We start from the raw sequence: 16640 nt of genomic DNA, 5'->3' as shown, positions 1-16640 counted from the left end.
GACGACAACCGCCTTCATGTCGATGTTGCCGGCCTTCATCGCCTGGATGGCGCCGATGGCGCTTTCGTCATTGTTGGCGATGACGCCGTCGAACGGCTTGCCGGTCGACAGCCAGTTGGTCATCAGGTTCTGCGCCTCGTCGCGGTTCCAGTTCGACGTCTGCTTGTCGATGATCTTGATGAAGCTGCACTCCGGCGTCGCGATCACGTCGTCGATGTCCTTGGTGCGCTGCACGGCGGCCTGGTTGGAAAGCTCGCCCATGATCACATAGACATTGGCTTCCTTCTTGCCGGCTTCCTTGAACAGGCGGCAGACTTCCTTGGTCTCGAGCGTGCCGGAATCGGCTTCGTTCGAGGCGACGAAGGCCTGGTTGTCGGGCAGCGTGTCGACATTGACCGGCTCGCGGTTGACATAGACCAGCGGGATCTTGGCTGCGGCGGCTGCGTCCGACATCGCCTGCGTGGCCGAAGTGTCGACCGGGTTGACGATGATGGCATCGACGCCCGAGGCGGCGAAGTTCTTGATCTGGTCAAGCTGCTTGGCAACGTCGTTCTGCGCGTCCTCGACCTGCAGCTCGACGCCGCTCATGCCCTTGGCCTGCTCGATCATGCCGTTGCGCAGCACGGTCAGGAAGTTGTCGTCGAACTTGGCCATCGACACGCCAACCTTGGCGGCCAGGGCGGATGAGCTCATCAGCGCCGCGAAGGCGACGCCCAAAATCAATTTCTTCATTGTGTTTCTCCTCCACATATTGGTGTCCGGTTTCACCGATTTATCCGGAATCCCCGATCTCCCCGGGGAATCTCTCCCTGATGTCTCTTCTGTTCCGGGTGACGCCTGCCTCCTGGCTGGAACGTCAAACCCTCCGTTTGAAACAGATATTACGGAACGAAAGAACCAAAATACACAGATGATGAAATATTTATTCCATTTCACATCGGGGCGTCAAGGGCGATTCCGCGGCCTGCGGGCCGATTTACGCCTCGCTCTGATGGATTCTATCATTTGCCTCCGCGGCCTTGCGCGGCGGCGGGCTAGATGTTTTCCGGCAGATAGATGTCGAAGGGCAGGAAGGTCTGGCCCGGAGCGTTGGCGGCGCCGGTCTCGATGGCATGCGCCATCAGGTCGACAAGCTCACGGCACAAAGCGGCGAGCGGGGTCGAGATCACCATGGTGAGGATGTTGTCGGCGAGTGCCGCGCGTGATTCGGCGTTGATCTCGTTGCAGACGACCACCGGCATGGTCGCGGGCTTCGCTGCCCGCAGCGCCGAGACCGCGCCTTCCATGCCGCCGCCGGCGACGTAGCAGCCGGCAAGATCCGGATAACGCGCCAGAAGATCGATCATCGCGTCATGGGTCACCTGGTTGGCTTCCAGATTGACCAGCGTTTCAAGCACGCTGAACTCCGGCGCGTGCTCGCGGAAGAAGGAGCGAAAGCCGATCTCGCGCAGCTCATGGCCGTGGAAGCGGTGGCTGCCGACGAAGAGGGCGACCTTGCCGGGCCGCTTGGCTGCCTTGGAGATCATCCATGCGGCGGTGCGCCCGACCTTGCGGTTGTCGAGGCCGATATAGCCTTCCCGGATGCCGGCGGCAAAGTCGGACAGCACGGAAAAGACCGGCTGCCCTCTCGCCTTCAAGGTTTCCACGACCGCTGTCAGGGTCGGATGGTCCGGACCGACAACGGCGATGGCCCTCGATTTCGCCGCCAGCCTGCGCATCTGGGAGGCGATCTCGTCGGGAGCCAGGGAACTGGCGAAATCGATGGTCGCAACGCCACGGAAGCGTTGCGATTGCGAGATGGCCAGTTCGAGTTCCCGCGCGAAGTCGCCGTAAAAGGCATCATTGCCCCGCAGCAGCAGGAAGCCCAGCCGGTACTCCGGCAATTCCTGGCGCATGCGCTGCTTGATGAGGCCGGCGGCGTGATAGCCGATATCGGTAGCGGTCTCGTAGACGCGGCGCGCTGTCTCCTCGCGCACCGGCAGCCGGTTGTTCAGCACGCGGTCGACGGTAGCGACACTGACGCCCGAGATGCGCGCCAGATCAGATATGGTCGGCCGCTTCACCATGCTTGCCCCGTCGGATTTGCTTGAGCCTTCGTACAGCATCCTGATGGGAAATGATAGAAACTATCTTTATGATGTTGAGTCCATCATCGGTCGGCGTTACTTTGATGCTAGAAGCCAAAGGAATTCATGGCATTCGCCTTGGCGGATGCCTTTGCCGAGGGAGGCAATCATGTCCACTGCGCCGTCCCGGCGTGACTACAGCCTGATCGGCCGCGATGCCAAGCTCGCGGTCGAGACCGGCCTGTCGGCGGCCGAGTGGTATCACACCGACATACCGCGCAAGCAGATGAAGGAGCTGATGCAGCGCTCCGACGGGCCGGCGATCCGCGATACGGCAATCTGGTTCGCCGCGCTGATCGTCAGCGGGGCCGGCGGCGCCTGGTTCTGGGGCACATGGTGGTGCGTGCCGTTCTTCTTCGTCTATGGCGTCCTCTACGGCTCCTCGACGGATTCGCGTTGGCACGAATGCGGCCACGGCACCGCTTTCCGGACGCAATGGATGAACGATGCGGTCTATCAGATCGCCTGCTTCATGATCATGCGCAATCCGGTGACCTGGCGCTGGAGCCACACGCGCCACCACACCGACACCGTCATCGTCGGCCGCGACCCGGAAATCTCGGTCATGCGGCCGCCCGATCTGGTTCGCGCCATGCTGGGCTTCGTTGGCGTGCTCGATGCCTGGCATGCGATGTCAGACATGCTGCGCAACGCCGCCGGCACCGTCAGCGCCGCCGAAAAGACCTTCATTCCCGAACAGGAACAGCCCAAGGCGATCCGCGTCGCCCGCATCTGGACGGCGATCTATGCCGCCACCGTCGGGCTGGCGCTCTACACCGGTTCGTTCCTGCCGCTGATGCTGGTCGGCCTGCCCAGGCTCTACGGCGCCTGGCACCATGTCATGGTCGGGCTGCTGCAGCATGGCGGCCTGGCCGACAACGTCACCGACCACAGGCTGAACAGCCGCACCGTCTACATGAACCCGATCAGCCGCTTCATCTACTGGAACATGAACTACCATGTCGAGCATCACATGTTTCCGATGGTGCCCTATCATGCGCTGCCGAGGCTGCACGAACTGATCAAGCACGACCTGCCGGAACCGACACCGTCGATCCTGGCCGGCTATCGCGAGATGATCCCGGTCTTCCTGCGCCAGCTGCGCAACGAGGACTATTTCCTCAAGCGCGAGCTGCCGCCGACCGCACGGCCATATCGCGAAGAATTCCACAACGACACTGTCGCCGCCGCGGCGGAATGATCGTGCTTCCATCCGATCTAGACTGTTTATTTAACGCAATTCCGGACGGAAAACCGCTGCGCACTTTTTCTGGATTTGCTTTTGGGAGGACTTGAATGAGCGACTGGGTCGAGGCCTGCGCCACCGGCGACATAGACGAGGAGGATGTGGTGCGCTTCGACCATGGCGGCCGCACCTTCGCCATCTATCGCAGCCCCGACGACGAGTTCTTCGCCACCGACGGCCTCTGCACGCATGAAAAGGTGCACCTGGCCGACGGGCTGGTGATGGACGACATCATCGAATGTCCAAAGCACAATGGCCGCTTCAACTACAAGACAGGGGATGCCCGCGGCGCGCCGGTCTGCGTCAATCTCAAGACCTATCCGGTCAAGGTCGATGCCGGCAAAGTCCTGATCCAGATCGGATGACTGACATGGCGGGGGGGATGCTCATCATCGGCGCCGGCGAATGCGGCGGGCGGGCGGCATTGGCGCTGCGCGACCTCGATTATCGGGGGCCGGTGACGCTGGTCGGCGATGAGCCGCATCTGCCCTACGAGCGCCCGCCTCTGTCCAAGGAGGCGATGGCCAGCGATGCGCCCGAGATCAAGGCGATCGCCAGCGAGGCAATTCTGGCCGAGAAATCGATCCGGCATGTCCATTCCGTCCAGGCAGTGGCGATCGATCGCGCGACGCATGCGGTGCGCCTGTCGGACGGGTCGGTCCTGCCCTACCACAAGCTCCTGCTGGCAACGGGTTCGACGCCGCGCAAATTGCCGATGCCGGGGTTGGGTCCGCGCTGCGTCTATCTCCGCACCTTTGCCGACGCGCTCCCCATTCGCGCGCATCTCACCGCCGGCAACCGCATCGCCATCATCGGCGGCGGTTTCATCGGCCTCGAACTCGCCGCCGCGGCCCGCAAGCTCGGGGCTGATGTCACCGTCATAGAGGCGCAGCCGCGCATCCTGATGCGCGGCGTGCCGGCGGAGATCGCCGAAATCATCCATGATGCGCAGGTCGCCGAGGGCGTGAAGATCCTGTGCGGCGACGGCATTGCGTCCATCGCCGACGATGGCAACGAGGTGCGGATCACGCTTGCTGGCGGACAGGAGATATCAGCCGATCTGGCCGTCATCGGCATCGGCGCCGTGCCGGTGACCGGGCTGGCGGCCGAAGCCGGCCTGGCGATCGACAACGGCATCGCTGTCGATGCGCAATTGCGCAGCAGCGATCCCGACATCTATGCCGCCGGCGATTGCTGCTCGTTTCCGCTCGCCGTCTATGGCGGCCGTCGGGTGCGGCTGGAAGCCTGGCGCAACGCCCAGGAACAGGGCGCGCTGGCGGCCAGGAACATGCTCGGTGCCGGCGAGGCGCATGCGGCGGTGCCGTGGTTCTGGTCGGATCAATATGGTCTGTCCCTGCAGATCGCCGGGCTGTCCGACGAAGGCAGCAGCACCGTGCGCCGCGACCTCGGCGATGGCGCCTTCATTCTCTTCCATTTGGCGCAAGACGGCAGGCTGGTGGCGGCCAGCGGCATCGGCCCCGGCAACGCGGTCGCCCGCGATATCAGGCTGGCCGAAATGCTGATCGGCAAGCACGCGAAACCGGCGCCGGAAGCGCTGGGATCACAGGCGGTCAAGCTGAAGTCGCTGCTGGCGGCGTGAGCCGTCACGCCAATTGCCGACGTCTGCGCTGCCCCTCATCTGCCTGCCGGCATCTTCTCCCCGTATAGTGACGGGGAGAAGGGCGCTATCATCGCCGGTTTCGCCAATCACCAGCATCGCAAGAAGGGCGCCGAGGTTGCGGCCAGCCCCTTTCTCCCGTCACTATACGGGGAGAAATGTCCGGCAGGACAATGAGGGGCGGCGCAGGCGTCGGCAAATTAACGTCAGCGCGCCTGAACCCCAGCCTAAAACAGCGCCTTCAGCTCCGGCAATTTGTCATTCACCAGCCAGCCATAGTAATTCTCTTCCGGCAGTTTTTCCGGCTCGCCGGCGGCGCGGCGCCTGTCGTTCTCCGCCTTCAGCGCGTCGGCGCGCTGCTCCGGATTGCCGACATTGTAGAGCGTGGCCGTGACCCCCGGATTGCCCGAAATGTCGAAGCCGGCAATGCTTTTATAGGCATCGATCGATTTCCGGATCGTCGCGGCGACGTAGGGCAGCGTCAGGTCGGGATCCATGATGGTCTTGTAGACCGAATTGGGATCGCCGACGTCGAGCTTCGGCAGGCCGGAGACCTTGTGCACGAGATCGCTCATCTGCAAGGCGGTCAGCGGATTGAGCTGGCCGAGGCCGAAGGTCTGGCCGGCATAATAGGGCTGGAAGAAGGTGGCGCCGAAACGATCGTCGGGAAAGCTCGTCCCGCCGACGCTCTTGCCGCGAAACGAACGGTTCCACACCTGCTCGCGGCATTCCCACAGATCATAGCTGTCGGACATCCCGGCGCATTTCTTGAATTCCGGCCGCTGCACGAAATCGGTGATGTCCTCGCCGTCATAGGCGAAGGACAGCTTGCTGGAGAGATAGGAGATCGCCTTGACGTAGTAGGTCTGCAGCCGGTCATAGGCATCCACATTGTAGGTGTGCTCGCCGACGATGGCGCCGACGATGTGCAGGGGATCGATGCCGTAGGTGGCTGCTGCCTTTTTGATCTTGCCGCGCAGACCGGCGTCGTTCTGCAGCAGGGCGTAGACCTTGCGGTACTTCGCCTGGAAGCTGGTGTTGGTCGCCTGCGTGCGCCGGCTGGAGGCACCCGGAATGTCGGGCTGCACGGCATTGCGATTTCCCGGCGGCACCAATGTCGCTGCCTCGGCGGCGAACAGCGTCGCCGCCAGCGTCAAGCCGAGAATGACCAGGATCAGTTTTTTCATGCACCCGCCGCCCAAGCAATTCCAGGAAAAGTGTGAAACGGTTTCCCGGAATTGCGTCAAACCAAGAGATCGAGAATTGCCGCGCAAACTAGGTAAAGCTCTTGGTCGAGTCGAGAGCGCCCCTTCACCCGGCACTACGAAAGGTGGCCAGATGGTACCATCTGGCCACACATGATTTTGCTTGCCGGAAAATGTTGCCCCCGGACCGGTGCCGGAACGTTCCGGCGCCGTCGTTTAAAGGATGAACCGCGACAGGTCGGTATTCCTGGACAGGTCGCCGACATGCTTCTCCACATAGGCGGCATCGATGGTGACTGATGTGCCGTTGCGGTCGGGCGCATCGTAGGAGATTTCGTCCAGCACCCGCTCCATCACCGTCTGCAACCGCCTTGCGCCGATGTTCTCGACGCTGGCGTTGAGGTCGACGGCGATGCCGGCCAGCGAATCGATAGCGTCGTCGGTGAAGGTCAGCTCGACGCCCTCGGTCTTCATCAGAGCGATATACTGCTTGATCAGGCTCGCCTCGGTCTCGGTCAGGATGCGGACGAAATCGTCCTTCTCCAGCGCCCGCAATTCGACGCGGATCGGCAGGCGGCCCTGCAGCTCCGGCAAAAGGTCGGACGGCTTGGAGACGTGGAAGGCGCCGGAAGCGATGAACAGGATATGATCCGTCTTCAACGGCCCGTATTTGGTCGCCACCGTGGTGCCCTCAACCAGCGGCAGCAGGTCGCGCTGCACGCCTTCGCGGGACGGACCGCCCGAAATGTCGGATCTCGCCGCGATCTTGTCGATCTCGTCGAGGAAAACGATGCCGTCATTTTCCGCGGCATCGAGCGCCCGGCGCACGACTTCGTCCTGATCGAGCAGCTTGTCGGACTCGTCATTGACCAGCAGATCGTAGGACTCCTTGACCGTCGTCTTGCGCGTCTTGGTCTTCTTGCCGCCCATCGCCTTCGACAGCATGTCGTTGATGTTGAGCACACCGATATTGGCGCCCGGCATGCCGGGGATTTCGAAGCCGGGCATGCCGCCATTGCCGGTGTCGGCAACCTCGACCTCGATCTCCTTGTCGTCGAGTTCGCCGTCGCGCAGCTTCTTGCGGAAACTATCGCGGGTGGCCGGGCTCGCCGTCTTGCCGACCAGCGCTTCCAGCACGCGTTCCTCGGCGTTGACGTGGGCGCGCGCCTTGACGTCTTCGCGCATCTTCTCGCGCACCAGGCCGATGGCGATCTCGACCAGATCGCGGATGATCTGCTCGACATCGCGGCCGACATAGCCGACCTCGGTGAACTTGGTCGCCTCGACCTTGACGAAAGGCGCACCGGCGAGCCGCGCCAGGCGGCGCGAGATTTCGGTCTTGCCGACGCCGGTTGGCCCGATCATCAGGATGTTCTTCGGCATCACCTCTTCGCGCATCTGGCCTTCCAGCTGCTGGCGGCGCCAGCGGTTGCGCAAGGCGATGGCCACGGCGCGCTTGGCGTCCTTCTGGCCGATGATGAAACGGTCGAGTTCCGAAACGATTTCGCGGGGAGAAAATGTGCTCATATCACTAGATTCCACTTTGCCACTGCTTGATGGCCTCGAACGGATGCAGCAGCATGATCACGTTGAGTGTCAGATTGTCCCGGATGAGATAGCCGGTACCGAGTTCGAAGATGATGGCGAGGCTGACGATCACCCATATAGGTAGCCTTCGCGCCATCACAAATCCCAGCACCATGGCCAGAGTGTCCGACACCGAATTGACGATGCTGTCGCCGTAATAGTCGAGCGAGATGGTGCCGGCGCGGTAGCGCTCGATGATGAATGGGCTGTTTTCGAGCAGCTCCCAACCGCCTTCGATGAAGACGGCGAACGCCAGCCTCAAGCCGATCGGCGAACGCGGGAACAGGAATCTTGCCAGCGCATAGAACAGGAAGCCATGGATGATGTGTGAAAACGTATACCAGTCCGAAATGTGCTGGGAATTCTCCGAACTCTGCACGACGCCTTGCCAGAGCTTGACGTAGCCGCAGGTGCAGATCGGCGTTCGCCCCATGCCGTAGAGCGCCCCGGCCTGGAAGATGACCAGGGCAAGCACCAGCAGAAGCCCCATTCGCCAGCTGTCTTCATAGGCCGAATAGCTGTTCTCCGCGGTCGGTGTCGTCATCGGTTCATTCCCCCTCGTTTCGCGTCGCCGTCTCGATCATCACAAAGCCTTGTCACGCCTTCAGCGGCGGTAGCCGGCGGATCACGGCCGCCGGCAAGGTGGGTTTGACCACAATCCGCCGGATACGCTGCCAGCCAGCCCCGAACAGAATGATCAGCGCGCCAACAACGACCAGGATCAAGGCAAAAGGCGGGATGCCCGTCGAATCGGAGGCGGAATTCACCAGATAATAGATGCCCAGCGAGCCGAAGTAAGCCAATGTCGGAACCAGAAGCGAACGGCGGTCGATGGCAAGCGCGACATAGAGGAAGCCAAGGATCAGAATCGCCAGCATGAGGGTTGCATTGGTATCCGGCGCGATATGTCCGAATACGACGTTCTGGCCGGTTGCCATAATGAAGAGCGGATGCACCAGCATGGGCGCCGAGACGACATGCAGCCAGAAAGCGCAATCGGACCAGATCTTGCGTCGATCCCTATCGTAAATGTCAAAAGCTACACCCGTTGCGAACACGATCAGGCCGCAGATCAGCGGCATGTAAAGTGCCGCGCGGAGCAATTCGGGAACATCCTCCATACGCGGTGGCGCAATCGCACCCGCTGTCACGCTGTCATACAGGATTATCGCCGTTTGCAGGAAGGCAAGCAGTGTAAAAGCGATGGCGATAGCCCCGGCAATGATGGGGACGCGAAAACGCCAGAAATAGATCGCCGCCGCGATTATTCCTCCGCCCAGGAACAGATATCCGGCCCGGGACGCTGTCTGGCGCAACGCCAATAGCTGCCAGACAGTCTCCGGCTTGCGTATGCCGAAGCTGGACTCCACTTGTAGCGCCAGAGCGGCCAGAATGGCGGCCATGAAAATCAGGGCAAGCACGGACGACGATAATTTCATCCGGTGCTGACGCGTGACGATTTCGGCGAGCCCCCAGGCGAAAACCGCGAGGATGCCGGCGATCCAGAATGTTTGGCCTGGAAGCAAGGTGGTCAGGACAAAGAAGAAGCCGGCGCTGAGCAGAACGGTTCCCACGGTGACAAACAGATCGTTGCCGCCGCCTACCAGCCGCAGGTTTTCCTCGTCACCCTCGTCATCGGCGCGCCTGGCCTCGGGGGCGAGAGCGACCGTGCGTTCCATGGCCTCCAACTGATCTCGCAGGGTCTGCGAGATCAAACCTTTCGCGACTGCCTTGTCGAGGGTTTCGGCGCTGATCAATTGGGCTCCTGCGTCGCGTCGCGCGCCATCATCAAGGCCGGCCCGTACTCCGATGTTCTGGTATCAAAGGCAACAAAGCCTGCCTTTTCATAGGCACGGATCGCCCTGGCATTGGCGGGATCCGGATCGATGATGACGCGCGGAACACCTTCCTCGAAAAGCCGTTCGACGAACTGGCGCACGATTGCCGAGCCATGGCCGCGCCCGAGCAGCTCCGGCACGCCGATCGACACGTCGATGCCGAGCGTGCCGAACGGCTGGTCGGCATAGGGATGGTCGTCTTCCAGATGCGGGTCGTAGCTCTGCAGATAGGCGATCGGCTTGCCGTCGAGCTCGACGATCAGCGGCTCGACCGAAATCGAGTCGATGTGCTCGCGAATGCCGGCGATTTCCGTCTCCGGATCGTCCCACCACTCTGCAACATGCGGCTCGGCGAGCCAGCCGGCGATCATCGGCAGGTCTTTTTCCGTCACCGGCCGAAAATCGTAGCTATCTTCTTGTTCGGCCATGATCTCTGGACGAACGGAACCGTTCGTCCGAGAAAACCGGTTTCCACTTTTCGGGGTCATGGCCGGCTTTTCAGCCGACATCGAGCGTTTCGACGACGAAATTGTTGTTGGTGTAGACGCAGATGTCGGATGCGATCTGCATCGCCTTGCGGGCGATCTCCTCGGCATCCTTGTCGCTGTCCATCAGCGCGCGCGCCGCGGCCAGTGCGTAATTGCCGCCCGAACCGATGGCCATGACGCCGAATTCGGGTTCGAGCACGTCGCCGGTGCCGGTCAGCGCCAGCGATACCGACTTGTCGGCCACCAGCATCATCGCTTCCAGCCGGCGCAGATAGCGGTCGGTGCGCCAGTCCTTGGCGAGTTCGACGCAGGCGCGCGTCAGCTGGTCTGGATATTGTTCGAGCTTGGCTTCGAGCCGCTCCAGCAGCGTGAAGGCGTCGGCGGTGGCGCCGGCGAACCCGGCGATCACATTGCCGCCCTTGCCGATGCGGCGCACCTTCTTGGCGTTGCCCTTCATGATGGTCTGGCCAAGGCTGACCTGGCCGTCGCCGGCGATCACCACCTTGTTGCCCTTGCGCACCGTCACGATGGTCGTGGCGTGCATGGTCAGATTATCGGACATTTCCTGGCTCCGAGCAGCGCCATCCCGATAGGCGATCGGCGCGGTACGAGTGACTTGATCGGCCATATGTATGCATGGGACCGATGATTGCAAACCGCTGGATAGCGGCCGGGTTCGCAACTGGCAATCGCCGGATCATGCTGCTAGAAGGCTTTCGTTTTCAAGCCTGCGAGCGCTTGAACCTCTGAGCTGGTCACGATGTGAACCTCTGGACAAGGATAGAGTGATGCCGCCCCGCGCCGCCGAAGTCAGCCGCAAGACCAAGGAAACCGAGATTGCCGTCTCGGTCCATGTCGACGGCACCGGAAAATCGGACATTTCGACGGGCGTCGGCTTCTTCGACCATATGCTGGACCAGCTGGCGCGCCATTCCCTGATCGACATGACGGTCAGGGCCAAGGGCGACCTGCATATCGACGATCATCACACGGTCGAGGACACCGGCATCGCGCTCGGCCAGGCGCTGGCCAAGGCACTGGGCGAGCGGCGCGGCATCATGCGCTATGCCTCGATCGACCTTGCCATGGACGAGACGCTGACGCGCGCTGCGATCGACGTGTCCGGCCGTCCGTTCCTGGTCTGGAACGTTTCCTTCTCGTCGCCGAAGATCGGCACCTTCGATACCGAGCTGGTGCGCGAATTCTTCCAGGCTTTGGCGCAGAATGCCGGCATCACGCTGCATGTCACCAATCACTATGGCGCCAACAACCATCACATCGCCGAGACCTGCTTCAAGGCGGTGGCGCGCGCGCTGCGCGCGGCTCTCGAGCGCGATCCGCGCCAGCCGGATGCGGTTCCCTCCACCAAGGGATCGTTGAAGGGATAAGGCAATGGCCACCTATGTCGTGATGGAACCGCCAGGCCGCAGCGAGAAGGCCGATGCCACGGCCTTTGTCCGCGATGGCTTCACCTGGCTGGGCCTCCTGGTGCCGCCGCTATGGTTCGCCTGGCATCGGCTGTGGATCGAGGCAGCGCTTGCCTTCGTCGTCATGGGCCTGCTTTCGATGCTGGGCCAGAATCTCGGCCTTGGTCTGGCCGGCTCGCTGCTGTCACTGTTGGTTTCGCTCTATGTCGGACTGGAAGGGCAAGGCCTGCGCATCGCGGCACTTCGCCGGCGCGGTTGGCACGAATGGGGCGCGGTCGAAGCCGGTTGGCTCGACGACGCCGACACACGCTATGCGCTGGAAGCGGAAGCGCTTGCCGATGAGGTTGTGCCGGCGCCGCGCATGGTCCCCGATGCTGCCCTCGCGCGGCCAGCGCAGCCGGGCATGGCGCTGGGGCTGACCCACATTCCGGGAAGAAGCTGACATGCGGGTTGCGATCATCGACTACGGCTCGGGCAATTTGCGCTCGGCCACCAAGGCTTTCGAGCGCGCCGCGCGCGAAGCCGGCATATCGGCCGATATCGACCTGACCGCAGATGCCGAGCGGGTGCGCACGGCCGATCGCATCGTCCTGCCCGGCGTCGGCGCCTATGCCGACTGCGCCTCCGGCCTGCAGGCCGTCGAAGGCATGTGGGAAGCCGTCGACGAGGTTGCGATCGTCAAGGGCCGGCCGTTCCTCGGCATCTGCGTCGGCATGCAGCTGATGTCGCAGCGCGGCCTCGAAAAGACGATTACCAAGGGCTTCGGCTGGATATCGGGCGACGTGAAGGAGATCATGCCTTCCGATCCGGCGCTGAAGATCCCGCAGATCGGCTGGAACACGATCGAGCTCAAGCGCCAGCATCCGCTGTTTGCCGGCATACCGACTGGCGCAAGCGGGCTGCATGCCTATTTCGTGCATTCCTATCATCTCGATGCGGGCAAGGCGGACGAGGTTCTGGCGGTTGCCGACTATGGCGGCCCGGTGACGGCGGCCGTTGCCCGCGACAATCTCGTCGGCACGCAGTTCCACCCGGAAAAGAGCCAGGCGCTCGGCCTCGCGCTGATCACCAATTTCCTGCGCTGGAGGCCCTAGAGCATGATCCCGAAAAGTGGACCCCGGCTTTCTCGGACAAACGGTTCCCGTTTGTCCGGAGATCATGCTCGAGCAGAGGGATAGACCATGAGCAAGAAGGGCTACTGGATGGCGATGGTCGAGGTGACCGATCCGGAAAACTATCCGCTATACATTGCCGCCAACAAAGCGGCTTTCGACAAATATGGCGCAAAGTTCCTGACCCGCGGCGGTCAGTCGTCGAGCCCGGAAGGGCCATCGGGCAATCGCCATGTCATCATCGAGTTCGAGAGCTATGCGGTCGCACTCGCCTGCTTCCATTCGCCTGAATACCAGGTGGCGCTGAAATTCCGACGCCTCTATTCGACATCCCATTTCGCCATTGTGGAAGGCGCCTGAACGGATGATCCTTTTCCCGGCGATAGATCTCAAGGACGGCCAGTGCGTGCGCCTCAGGCATGGCGACATGGCGACCGCGACCATCTACAACGATGATCCTGCCGCGCAGGCGCGGGCCTTCGAGCAACAGGGTTTCGAATGGCTGCATGTCGTCGACCTCAACGGCGCCTTCCAGGGCCAGAGCGTCAACAGTGCGGCGGTCGGCGCCATCCTCAAGGCAACGAAGAACCCGGTGCAGCTCGGCGGCGGCATCCGCACGCTGGCGCAGATCGAGGACTGGCTCGATCGCGGCCTGGCCCGGGTCATCCTCGGCACGGTGGCGGTGCGTGACCCGGACCTTGTCAAACAGGCCTGCAAGGCGTTTCCGGGCAAGGTCGCCGTCGGCATCGACGCCAAGGGCGGCAAGGTCGCCGTCGAGGGCTGGGCCGAGGCGTCGAGCCTCGGCGTCATCGAACTGGCGAGGAAGTTCGAGGGCGCCGGCGTCGCTGCCATCATCTACACCGACATCGACCGCGACGGCGTTTTGACCGGCATCAACTGGGACGCCACCATCGACCTCGCCGATGCCGTGTCGATCCCGGTCATCGCGTCGGGCGGCCTCGCCTCGATCGCCGACATCGTGCGCATGACCATGCCCGATGCGCAAAAGCTCGAAGGCGCGATCTCCGGCCGCGCGCTCTATGACGGCCGCATCGAACCGGCCGAGGCCCTGGCGATCCTGCAGGGCAGGGCGGAGACGCGGACGTGAAAATCTCCATTATCCTGGCCTCCTATGACAGCGGCCACTACCATGGCGGCATGGGCCAGGGGCCGGACGCGCTGGTCTCGGGCGGGCTCGTCGACGCCCTGACGATGGCTGGCCACGATGTGATGGTCGAGGATATCGGCAAGGTTGGAGATGCCCAGGAGCGTGAAATCGCCACCGGCTTTGCCGTCTGCAACGCGGTTGCGAGCGAGGTTCGCCTTGCCCGCGACGCCGGTCGGTTTCCCATCGTCCTTGCCGGAAACTGCCTGACCAGCGCCGGCGCGGTCGCCGGCGAAGACGCCGATGCGATCATCTGGGCCGACCAGCATGGCGACCTCAACACGCCCGAGACATCCACATATGGCTTTCTCGACGGCATGGCGCTGGCGACCGTGCTCGGCCTGTGCTGGCGGCCGATGGCGTCGGCCATTCCGGGCTTCAAGCCGATCGATCCGTCACGCTGCGTGCTCGTCAACGCGCGCGATCTCGATCCGGCGGAAAAACAGCTTCTCGAGACATTGCCGATCGTGCGGACGGAATGCTCCGGGGTGGCCCAGGCGGCCGAAAGACTGATGGTCGCCGGCGCCAGACGCGTGCACATGCATCTCGATATGGACGTGCACGATCCCCGGGAGCTGCAGGCCAACCGCTATATCACTTCGGGCGGGCCGAGCCCGGAACAGTTGCGCGATGCCACGTGCGCCATGGCGCTGGCGGTGCCGATCGTCGGCATCACCGTCTCCGCCTACGACCCGGCCTTCGACGCCCAGGCCGATGTTCCGCCGCTGGTCGGCCAGTTGCTGAACGATCTCATCGCCACGATAGAGGGTCGCTGATGCTGAAAGCCCGTGTCATCCCCTGTCTCGACGTCAAGAGCGGCCGTGTCGTCAAGGGCGTCAACTTCGTCGATCTCGTCGACGCCGGCGATCCGGTCGAGGCGGCCAAGGCCTATGACGCGGCCGGCGCCGACGAACTCTGCTTCCTCGACATCACGGCTTCGTCGGACAATCGAGAGACCATCTTCGACGTCATCGCACGCACCGCCGAACAATGTTTCATGCCGCTGACCGTTGGCGGCGGCGTGCGCCAGGTCGCCGATATCAGGAAGCTGCTCTTGGCCGGCGCCGACAAGGTGTCGATCAACACGGCCGCGGTGAAGAACCCGGATTTCGTCGCCGAGGCCGCCGACAAGTTCGGCAACCAGTGCATCGTCGTCGCCATCGACGCCAAGAAAGTGTCGGGCACCAATGAGGCCGACCGCTGGGAGATATTCACCCATGGCGGCCGCGAAAAGACCGGCATCGATGCGGTCGAGTTCGCCCGGAAAATGGTCGATCGCGGCGCCGGCGAGATCCTGCTGACCTCGATGGATCGGGACGGCACCAAGGCCGGCTACGACATCGCGCTGACCCGCGCGATATCAGACGCCGTGCGTGCGCCGGTGATCGCCTCCGGCGGCGTCGGCACGCTCGACCACATGGTCGAAGGCATTCGCGACGGCCATGCCGGCGCGGTGCTGGCCGCGTCCATTTTCCATTTCGGCACCTACACGATAGCGCAGGCCAAGGCGCATATGGCCGCCGCGGGGCTGCCGATGCGGCTGGACTCTGTGAATAATCGGCCCTAAAGCATGATCCCGAAAAGTGGGAACCGGTTTTCGGAAAAGATCATGCTTAAACAAGCAGATAGATGACGCCATGACCGAGTTTTCGCTTTCCGATCTGGAAAAAATCATTGGGGAACGCGCCCATTCCGGAGATCCGGATTCATGGACGGCAAAATTGTTCGCGCGCGGCATTGACAAGGCGGCGCAGAAGCTCGGCGAGGAGGCCGTCGAGACGGTGATTGCCGCCGTCAAGGGCGACAAACAGGCCCTCGTTTCGGAAAGTGCCGATCTTATGTATCATTGGCTCGTCGTTCTCGGCCTCTCGGGAGTTTCGCTGAGCGACGTGCTCAGGGAACTCGAAGGCCGCACCCGGCGTTCGGGCATCGCCGAGAAGGCGTCACGGCCCAAGGGCTGACCGCGAGGAAGGGCAGGTATCTCGATGGATCAGCTCGCGCCGACCGAGAAATATTCCCCCTTTCGTTTCTTCTCCGCCGATCAATGGTCGCAATTCCGCGCCGACACGCCGCTGACGCTGAGCGCGGACGAATTCCGCCGCCTGCGCTCGCTCAACGATCCGGTCGATCTCGAAGAGGTCACGCGCATCTATCTGTCGCTGTCGCGGCTGTTGTCGGCGCATGTCGAAGCGAGCCAGCTGCTGTTTCGGCAACGCCAGGCCTTTTTCAACGCGGTCGACGTGGTCAAGACACCGTTCATCATCGGCATTGCCGGTTCGGTCGCCGTCGGCAAATCGACCACCGCACGCGTGCTGAAGGAACTGCTGGCGCGCTGGCCGTCGAGCCCCAAGGTCGATCTCATCACCACCGACGGCTTCCTGCTGCCCAACGAGGTCCTGCGCCGCGAGAACCTGATGGAGCGCAAGGGTTTCCCCGACAGCTACGATGTAGGCGCGCTGCTGCGCTTCCTGTCGGGCATCAAGTCGGCGCTGCCCGATGTCCGCGCGCCGGTCTATTCGCACCTGACCTATGACGTCATTCCCGGCGAGTTCGTCACCATCGACCGGCCCGACATATTGATCTTCGAAGGCATCAATGTCCTGCAGCCCGGCAAGCTGCCCCAGGACGGCAAGATCGTGCCTTTCCTGTCGGACTTCTTCGACTTCGCCATCTACATCGATGCCGACGAGAAGCTGATCCACAACTGGTACATTTCCCGCTTCATGCGGCTGCGTGAAACCGCTTTCCGCAACCCGGACTCCTTCTTTCACCGCTACTCGCAGCTGTCGGAGGGTTCGGCGCGCGCCATCGCGGAAGGCCTGTGGACC

The 16640-nt window shown here is 62.7% G+C and carries 20 protein-coding genes; 12 read left to right on the top strand and 8 right to left on the bottom strand.

Going from position 1 to position 16640, the window contains the following annotated elements:
* Positions 1–732 (bottom strand): substrate-binding domain-containing protein (locus EOB59_RS27365; protein WP_245486779.1); only part of this gene is annotated, 732 nt, incomplete at its 3' end.
* Between the two features lie 302 nt (positions 733–1034).
* Positions 1035–2066 (bottom strand): LacI family DNA-binding transcriptional regulator, encoded by a 1032-nt coding sequence (locus EOB59_RS27360; protein WP_023810652.1) that lies wholly within the window; start codon positions 2064–2066, stop codon positions 1035–1037.
* A 169-nt stretch (positions 2067–2235) separates the two neighbouring features.
* Here EOB59_RS27360 and EOB59_RS27355 point away from each other — a divergent pair, with 169 nt between their 5' ends.
* The 3 genes from EOB59_RS27355 to EOB59_RS27345 all read left to right on the top strand — a co-directional run bounded on the left by EOB59_RS27355 (position 2236) and on the right by EOB59_RS27345 (position 4972).
* On the top strand, positions 2236–3327 hold the full coding sequence (locus EOB59_RS27355; protein WP_128289660.1) for a fatty acid desaturase family protein: 1092 nt from the start codon (positions 2236–2238) through the stop codon (positions 3325–3327).
* 95 nt (positions 3328–3422) lie between these two features.
* Complete coding sequence (locus tag EOB59_RS27350) at positions 3423–3737, top strand: MocE family 2Fe-2S type ferredoxin (protein WP_127395703.1); 315 nt, start codon at positions 3423–3425, stop codon at positions 3735–3737.
* Positions 3734–4972: an FAD-dependent oxidoreductase gene (locus EOB59_RS27345; RefSeq protein ID WP_164895760.1), complete on the top strand. Its 1239-nt coding sequence runs from the start codon at positions 3734–3736 to the stop codon at positions 4970–4972. The genes EOB59_RS27350 and EOB59_RS27345 overlap by 4 nt, the downstream gene beginning before the upstream one ends.
* A 245-nt stretch (positions 4973–5217) precedes the next feature.
* Here the strand turns inward: EOB59_RS27345 and EOB59_RS27335 are convergent, their stop codons facing one another.
* The 6 genes from EOB59_RS27335 to hslV form a co-directional block, all read right to left on the bottom strand.
* On the bottom strand, positions 5218–6177 hold the full coding sequence (locus EOB59_RS27335; protein ID WP_128289658.1) for a DUF1402 family protein: 960 nt from the start codon (positions 6175–6177) through the stop codon (positions 5218–5220).
* 234 nt (positions 6178–6411) lie between these two features.
* A complete protein-coding gene (gene hslU, locus EOB59_RS27330) occupies positions 6412–7722 on the bottom strand; it encodes an ATP-dependent protease ATPase subunit HslU (protein WP_128289657.1) in 1311 nt (436 codons plus the stop codon).
* Positions 7723–7726: 4 nt separating this feature from the next.
* Positions 7727–8272 (bottom strand): DUF2585 domain-containing protein, encoded by a 546-nt coding sequence (locus EOB59_RS27325; protein WP_245486780.1) that lies wholly within the window; start codon positions 8270–8272, stop codon positions 7727–7729.
* A gap of 106 nt (positions 8273–8378) precedes the next feature.
* Positions 8379–9539, bottom strand: coding sequence for a hypothetical protein (locus tag EOB59_RS27320; RefSeq protein WP_164895759.1), 1161 nt, complete (start codon positions 9537–9539; stop codon positions 8379–8381).
* On the bottom strand, positions 9536–10048 hold the full coding sequence (locus tag EOB59_RS27315) for a GNAT family N-acetyltransferase (RefSeq protein ID WP_128289655.1): 513 nt from the start codon (positions 10046–10048) through the stop codon (positions 9536–9538). Before EOB59_RS27315 ends, EOB59_RS27320 begins: the two co-directional genes overlap by 4 nt.
* 70 nt (positions 10049–10118) lie before the next feature.
* The gene (hslV, locus tag EOB59_RS27310) at positions 10119–10670 is read right to left on the bottom strand and encodes an ATP-dependent protease subunit HslV (RefSeq protein ID WP_127320227.1); all 552 of its coding nucleotides are present in this window, start codon (positions 10668–10670) and stop codon (positions 10119–10121) included.
* 226 nt (positions 10671–10896) lie between these two features.
* Between hslV and hisB the strand changes: the two genes are divergently transcribed.
* From hisB to coaA, 9 genes are all read left to right on the top strand, one after another.
* Complete coding sequence (gene hisB / locus EOB59_RS27305; protein WP_127266875.1) at positions 10897–11496, top strand: imidazoleglycerol-phosphate dehydratase HisB; 600 nt, start codon at positions 10897–10899, stop codon at positions 11494–11496.
* Between the two features lie 4 nt (positions 11497–11500).
* Positions 11501–11977, top strand: coding sequence for a DUF2628 domain-containing protein (locus EOB59_RS27300; RefSeq protein WP_128289654.1), 477 nt, complete (start codon positions 11501–11503; stop codon positions 11975–11977).
* A 1-nt stretch (position 11978) separates the two neighbouring features.
* Positions 11979–12629 (top strand): imidazole glycerol phosphate synthase subunit HisH, encoded by a 651-nt coding sequence (gene hisH, locus EOB59_RS27295; protein ID WP_128289653.1) that lies wholly within the window; start codon positions 11979–11981, stop codon positions 12627–12629.
* 87 nt (positions 12630–12716) lie between these two features.
* A complete protein-coding gene (locus EOB59_RS27290) occupies positions 12717–13007 on the top strand; it encodes a DUF1330 domain-containing protein (protein ID WP_127380294.1) in 291 nt (96 codons plus the stop codon).
* Between the two features lie 4 nt (positions 13008–13011).
* Positions 13012–13755 carry a 1-(5-phosphoribosyl)-5-[(5-phosphoribosylamino)methylideneamino]imidazole-4-carboxamide isomerase gene (gene hisA, locus EOB59_RS27285; RefSeq protein WP_127808278.1) on the top strand — a complete coding sequence of 248 codons (744 nt, stop codon included), beginning with the start codon at positions 13012–13014 and terminating at the stop codon, positions 13753–13755.
* Positions 13752–14588, top strand: a complete 837-nt coding sequence (locus EOB59_RS27280) for an arginase family protein (RefSeq protein WP_127808277.1) — start codon at positions 13752–13754, stop codon at positions 14586–14588. Before hisA ends, EOB59_RS27280 begins: the two co-directional genes overlap by 4 nt.
* Entirely contained in the window at positions 14585–15379 is a 795-nt protein-coding gene (gene hisF, locus EOB59_RS27275; RefSeq protein WP_164895761.1) for an imidazole glycerol phosphate synthase subunit HisF, read from the top strand. Before EOB59_RS27280 ends, hisF begins: the two co-directional genes overlap by 4 nt.
* A gap of 70 nt (positions 15380–15449) precedes the next feature.
* Entirely contained in the window at positions 15450–15773 is a 324-nt protein-coding gene (locus EOB59_RS27270) for a phosphoribosyl-ATP diphosphatase (protein ID WP_127380290.1), read from the top strand.
* Between the two features lie 24 nt (positions 15774–15797).
* Positions 15798–16640, top strand: an 843-nt coding sequence (gene coaA / locus EOB59_RS27265; RefSeq protein ID WP_128289651.1) for a type I pantothenate kinase, incomplete at its 3' end; no start/stop codon positions are given.

This window comes from Mesorhizobium sp. M7A.F.Ca.MR.176.00.0.0 (assembly GCF_004023165.1).
Classification (GTDB): Bacteria; Pseudomonadota; Alphaproteobacteria; order Rhizobiales; family Rhizobiaceae; genus Mesorhizobium.
This window is presented reverse-complemented; position numbering and strand designations above follow the sequence as displayed.

Coding starts and splice junctions, on each gene's coding strand:
- EOB59_RS27360 (WP_023810652.1), bottom strand. CDS start 2,066: ATGGTGAAGCGGCCGACCATATCTGATCTGGCGCGCATCTCGGGCGTC.
- EOB59_RS27355 (WP_128289660.1), top strand. CDS start 2,236: ATGTCCACTGCGCCGTCCCGGCGTGACTACAGCCTGATCGGCCGCGAT.
- EOB59_RS27350 (WP_127395703.1), top strand. CDS start 3,423: ATGAGCGACTGGGTCGAGGCCTGCGCCACCGGCGACATAGACGAGGAG.
- EOB59_RS27345 (WP_164895760.1), top strand. CDS start 3,734: ATGACTGACATGGCGGGGGGGATGCTCATCATCGGCGCCGGCGAATGC.
- EOB59_RS27335 (WP_128289658.1), bottom strand. CDS start 6,177: ATGAAAAAACTGATCCTGGTCATTCTCGGCTTGACGCTGGCGGCGACG.
- hslU (WP_128289657.1), bottom strand. CDS start 7,722: ATGAGCACATTTTCTCCCCGCGAAATCGTTTCGGAACTCGACCGTTTC.
- EOB59_RS27325 (WP_245486780.1), bottom strand. CDS start 8,272: ATGGGGCTTCTGCTGGTGCTTGCCCTGGTCATCTTCCAGGCCGGGGCG.
- EOB59_RS27315 (WP_128289655.1), bottom strand. CDS start 10,048: ATGGCCGAACAAGAAGATAGCTACGATTTTCGGCCGGTGACGGAAAAA.
- hslV (WP_127320227.1), bottom strand. CDS start 10,670: ATGTCCGATAATCTGACCATGCACGCCACGACCATCGTGACGGTGCGC.
- hisB (WP_127266875.1), top strand. CDS start 10,897: ATGCCGCCCCGCGCCGCCGAAGTCAGCCGCAAGACCAAGGAAACCGAG.
- EOB59_RS27300 (WP_128289654.1), top strand. CDS start 11,501: ATGGCCACCTATGTCGTGATGGAACCGCCAGGCCGCAGCGAGAAGGCC.
- hisH (WP_128289653.1), top strand. CDS start 11,979: ATGCGGGTTGCGATCATCGACTACGGCTCGGGCAATTTGCGCTCGGCC.
- EOB59_RS27290 (WP_127380294.1), top strand. CDS start 12,717: ATGAGCAAGAAGGGCTACTGGATGGCGATGGTCGAGGTGACCGATCCG.
- hisA (WP_127808278.1), top strand. CDS start 13,012: ATGATCCTTTTCCCGGCGATAGATCTCAAGGACGGCCAGTGCGTGCGC.
- EOB59_RS27270 (WP_127380290.1), top strand. CDS start 15,450: ATGACCGAGTTTTCGCTTTCCGATCTGGAAAAAATCATTGGGGAACGC.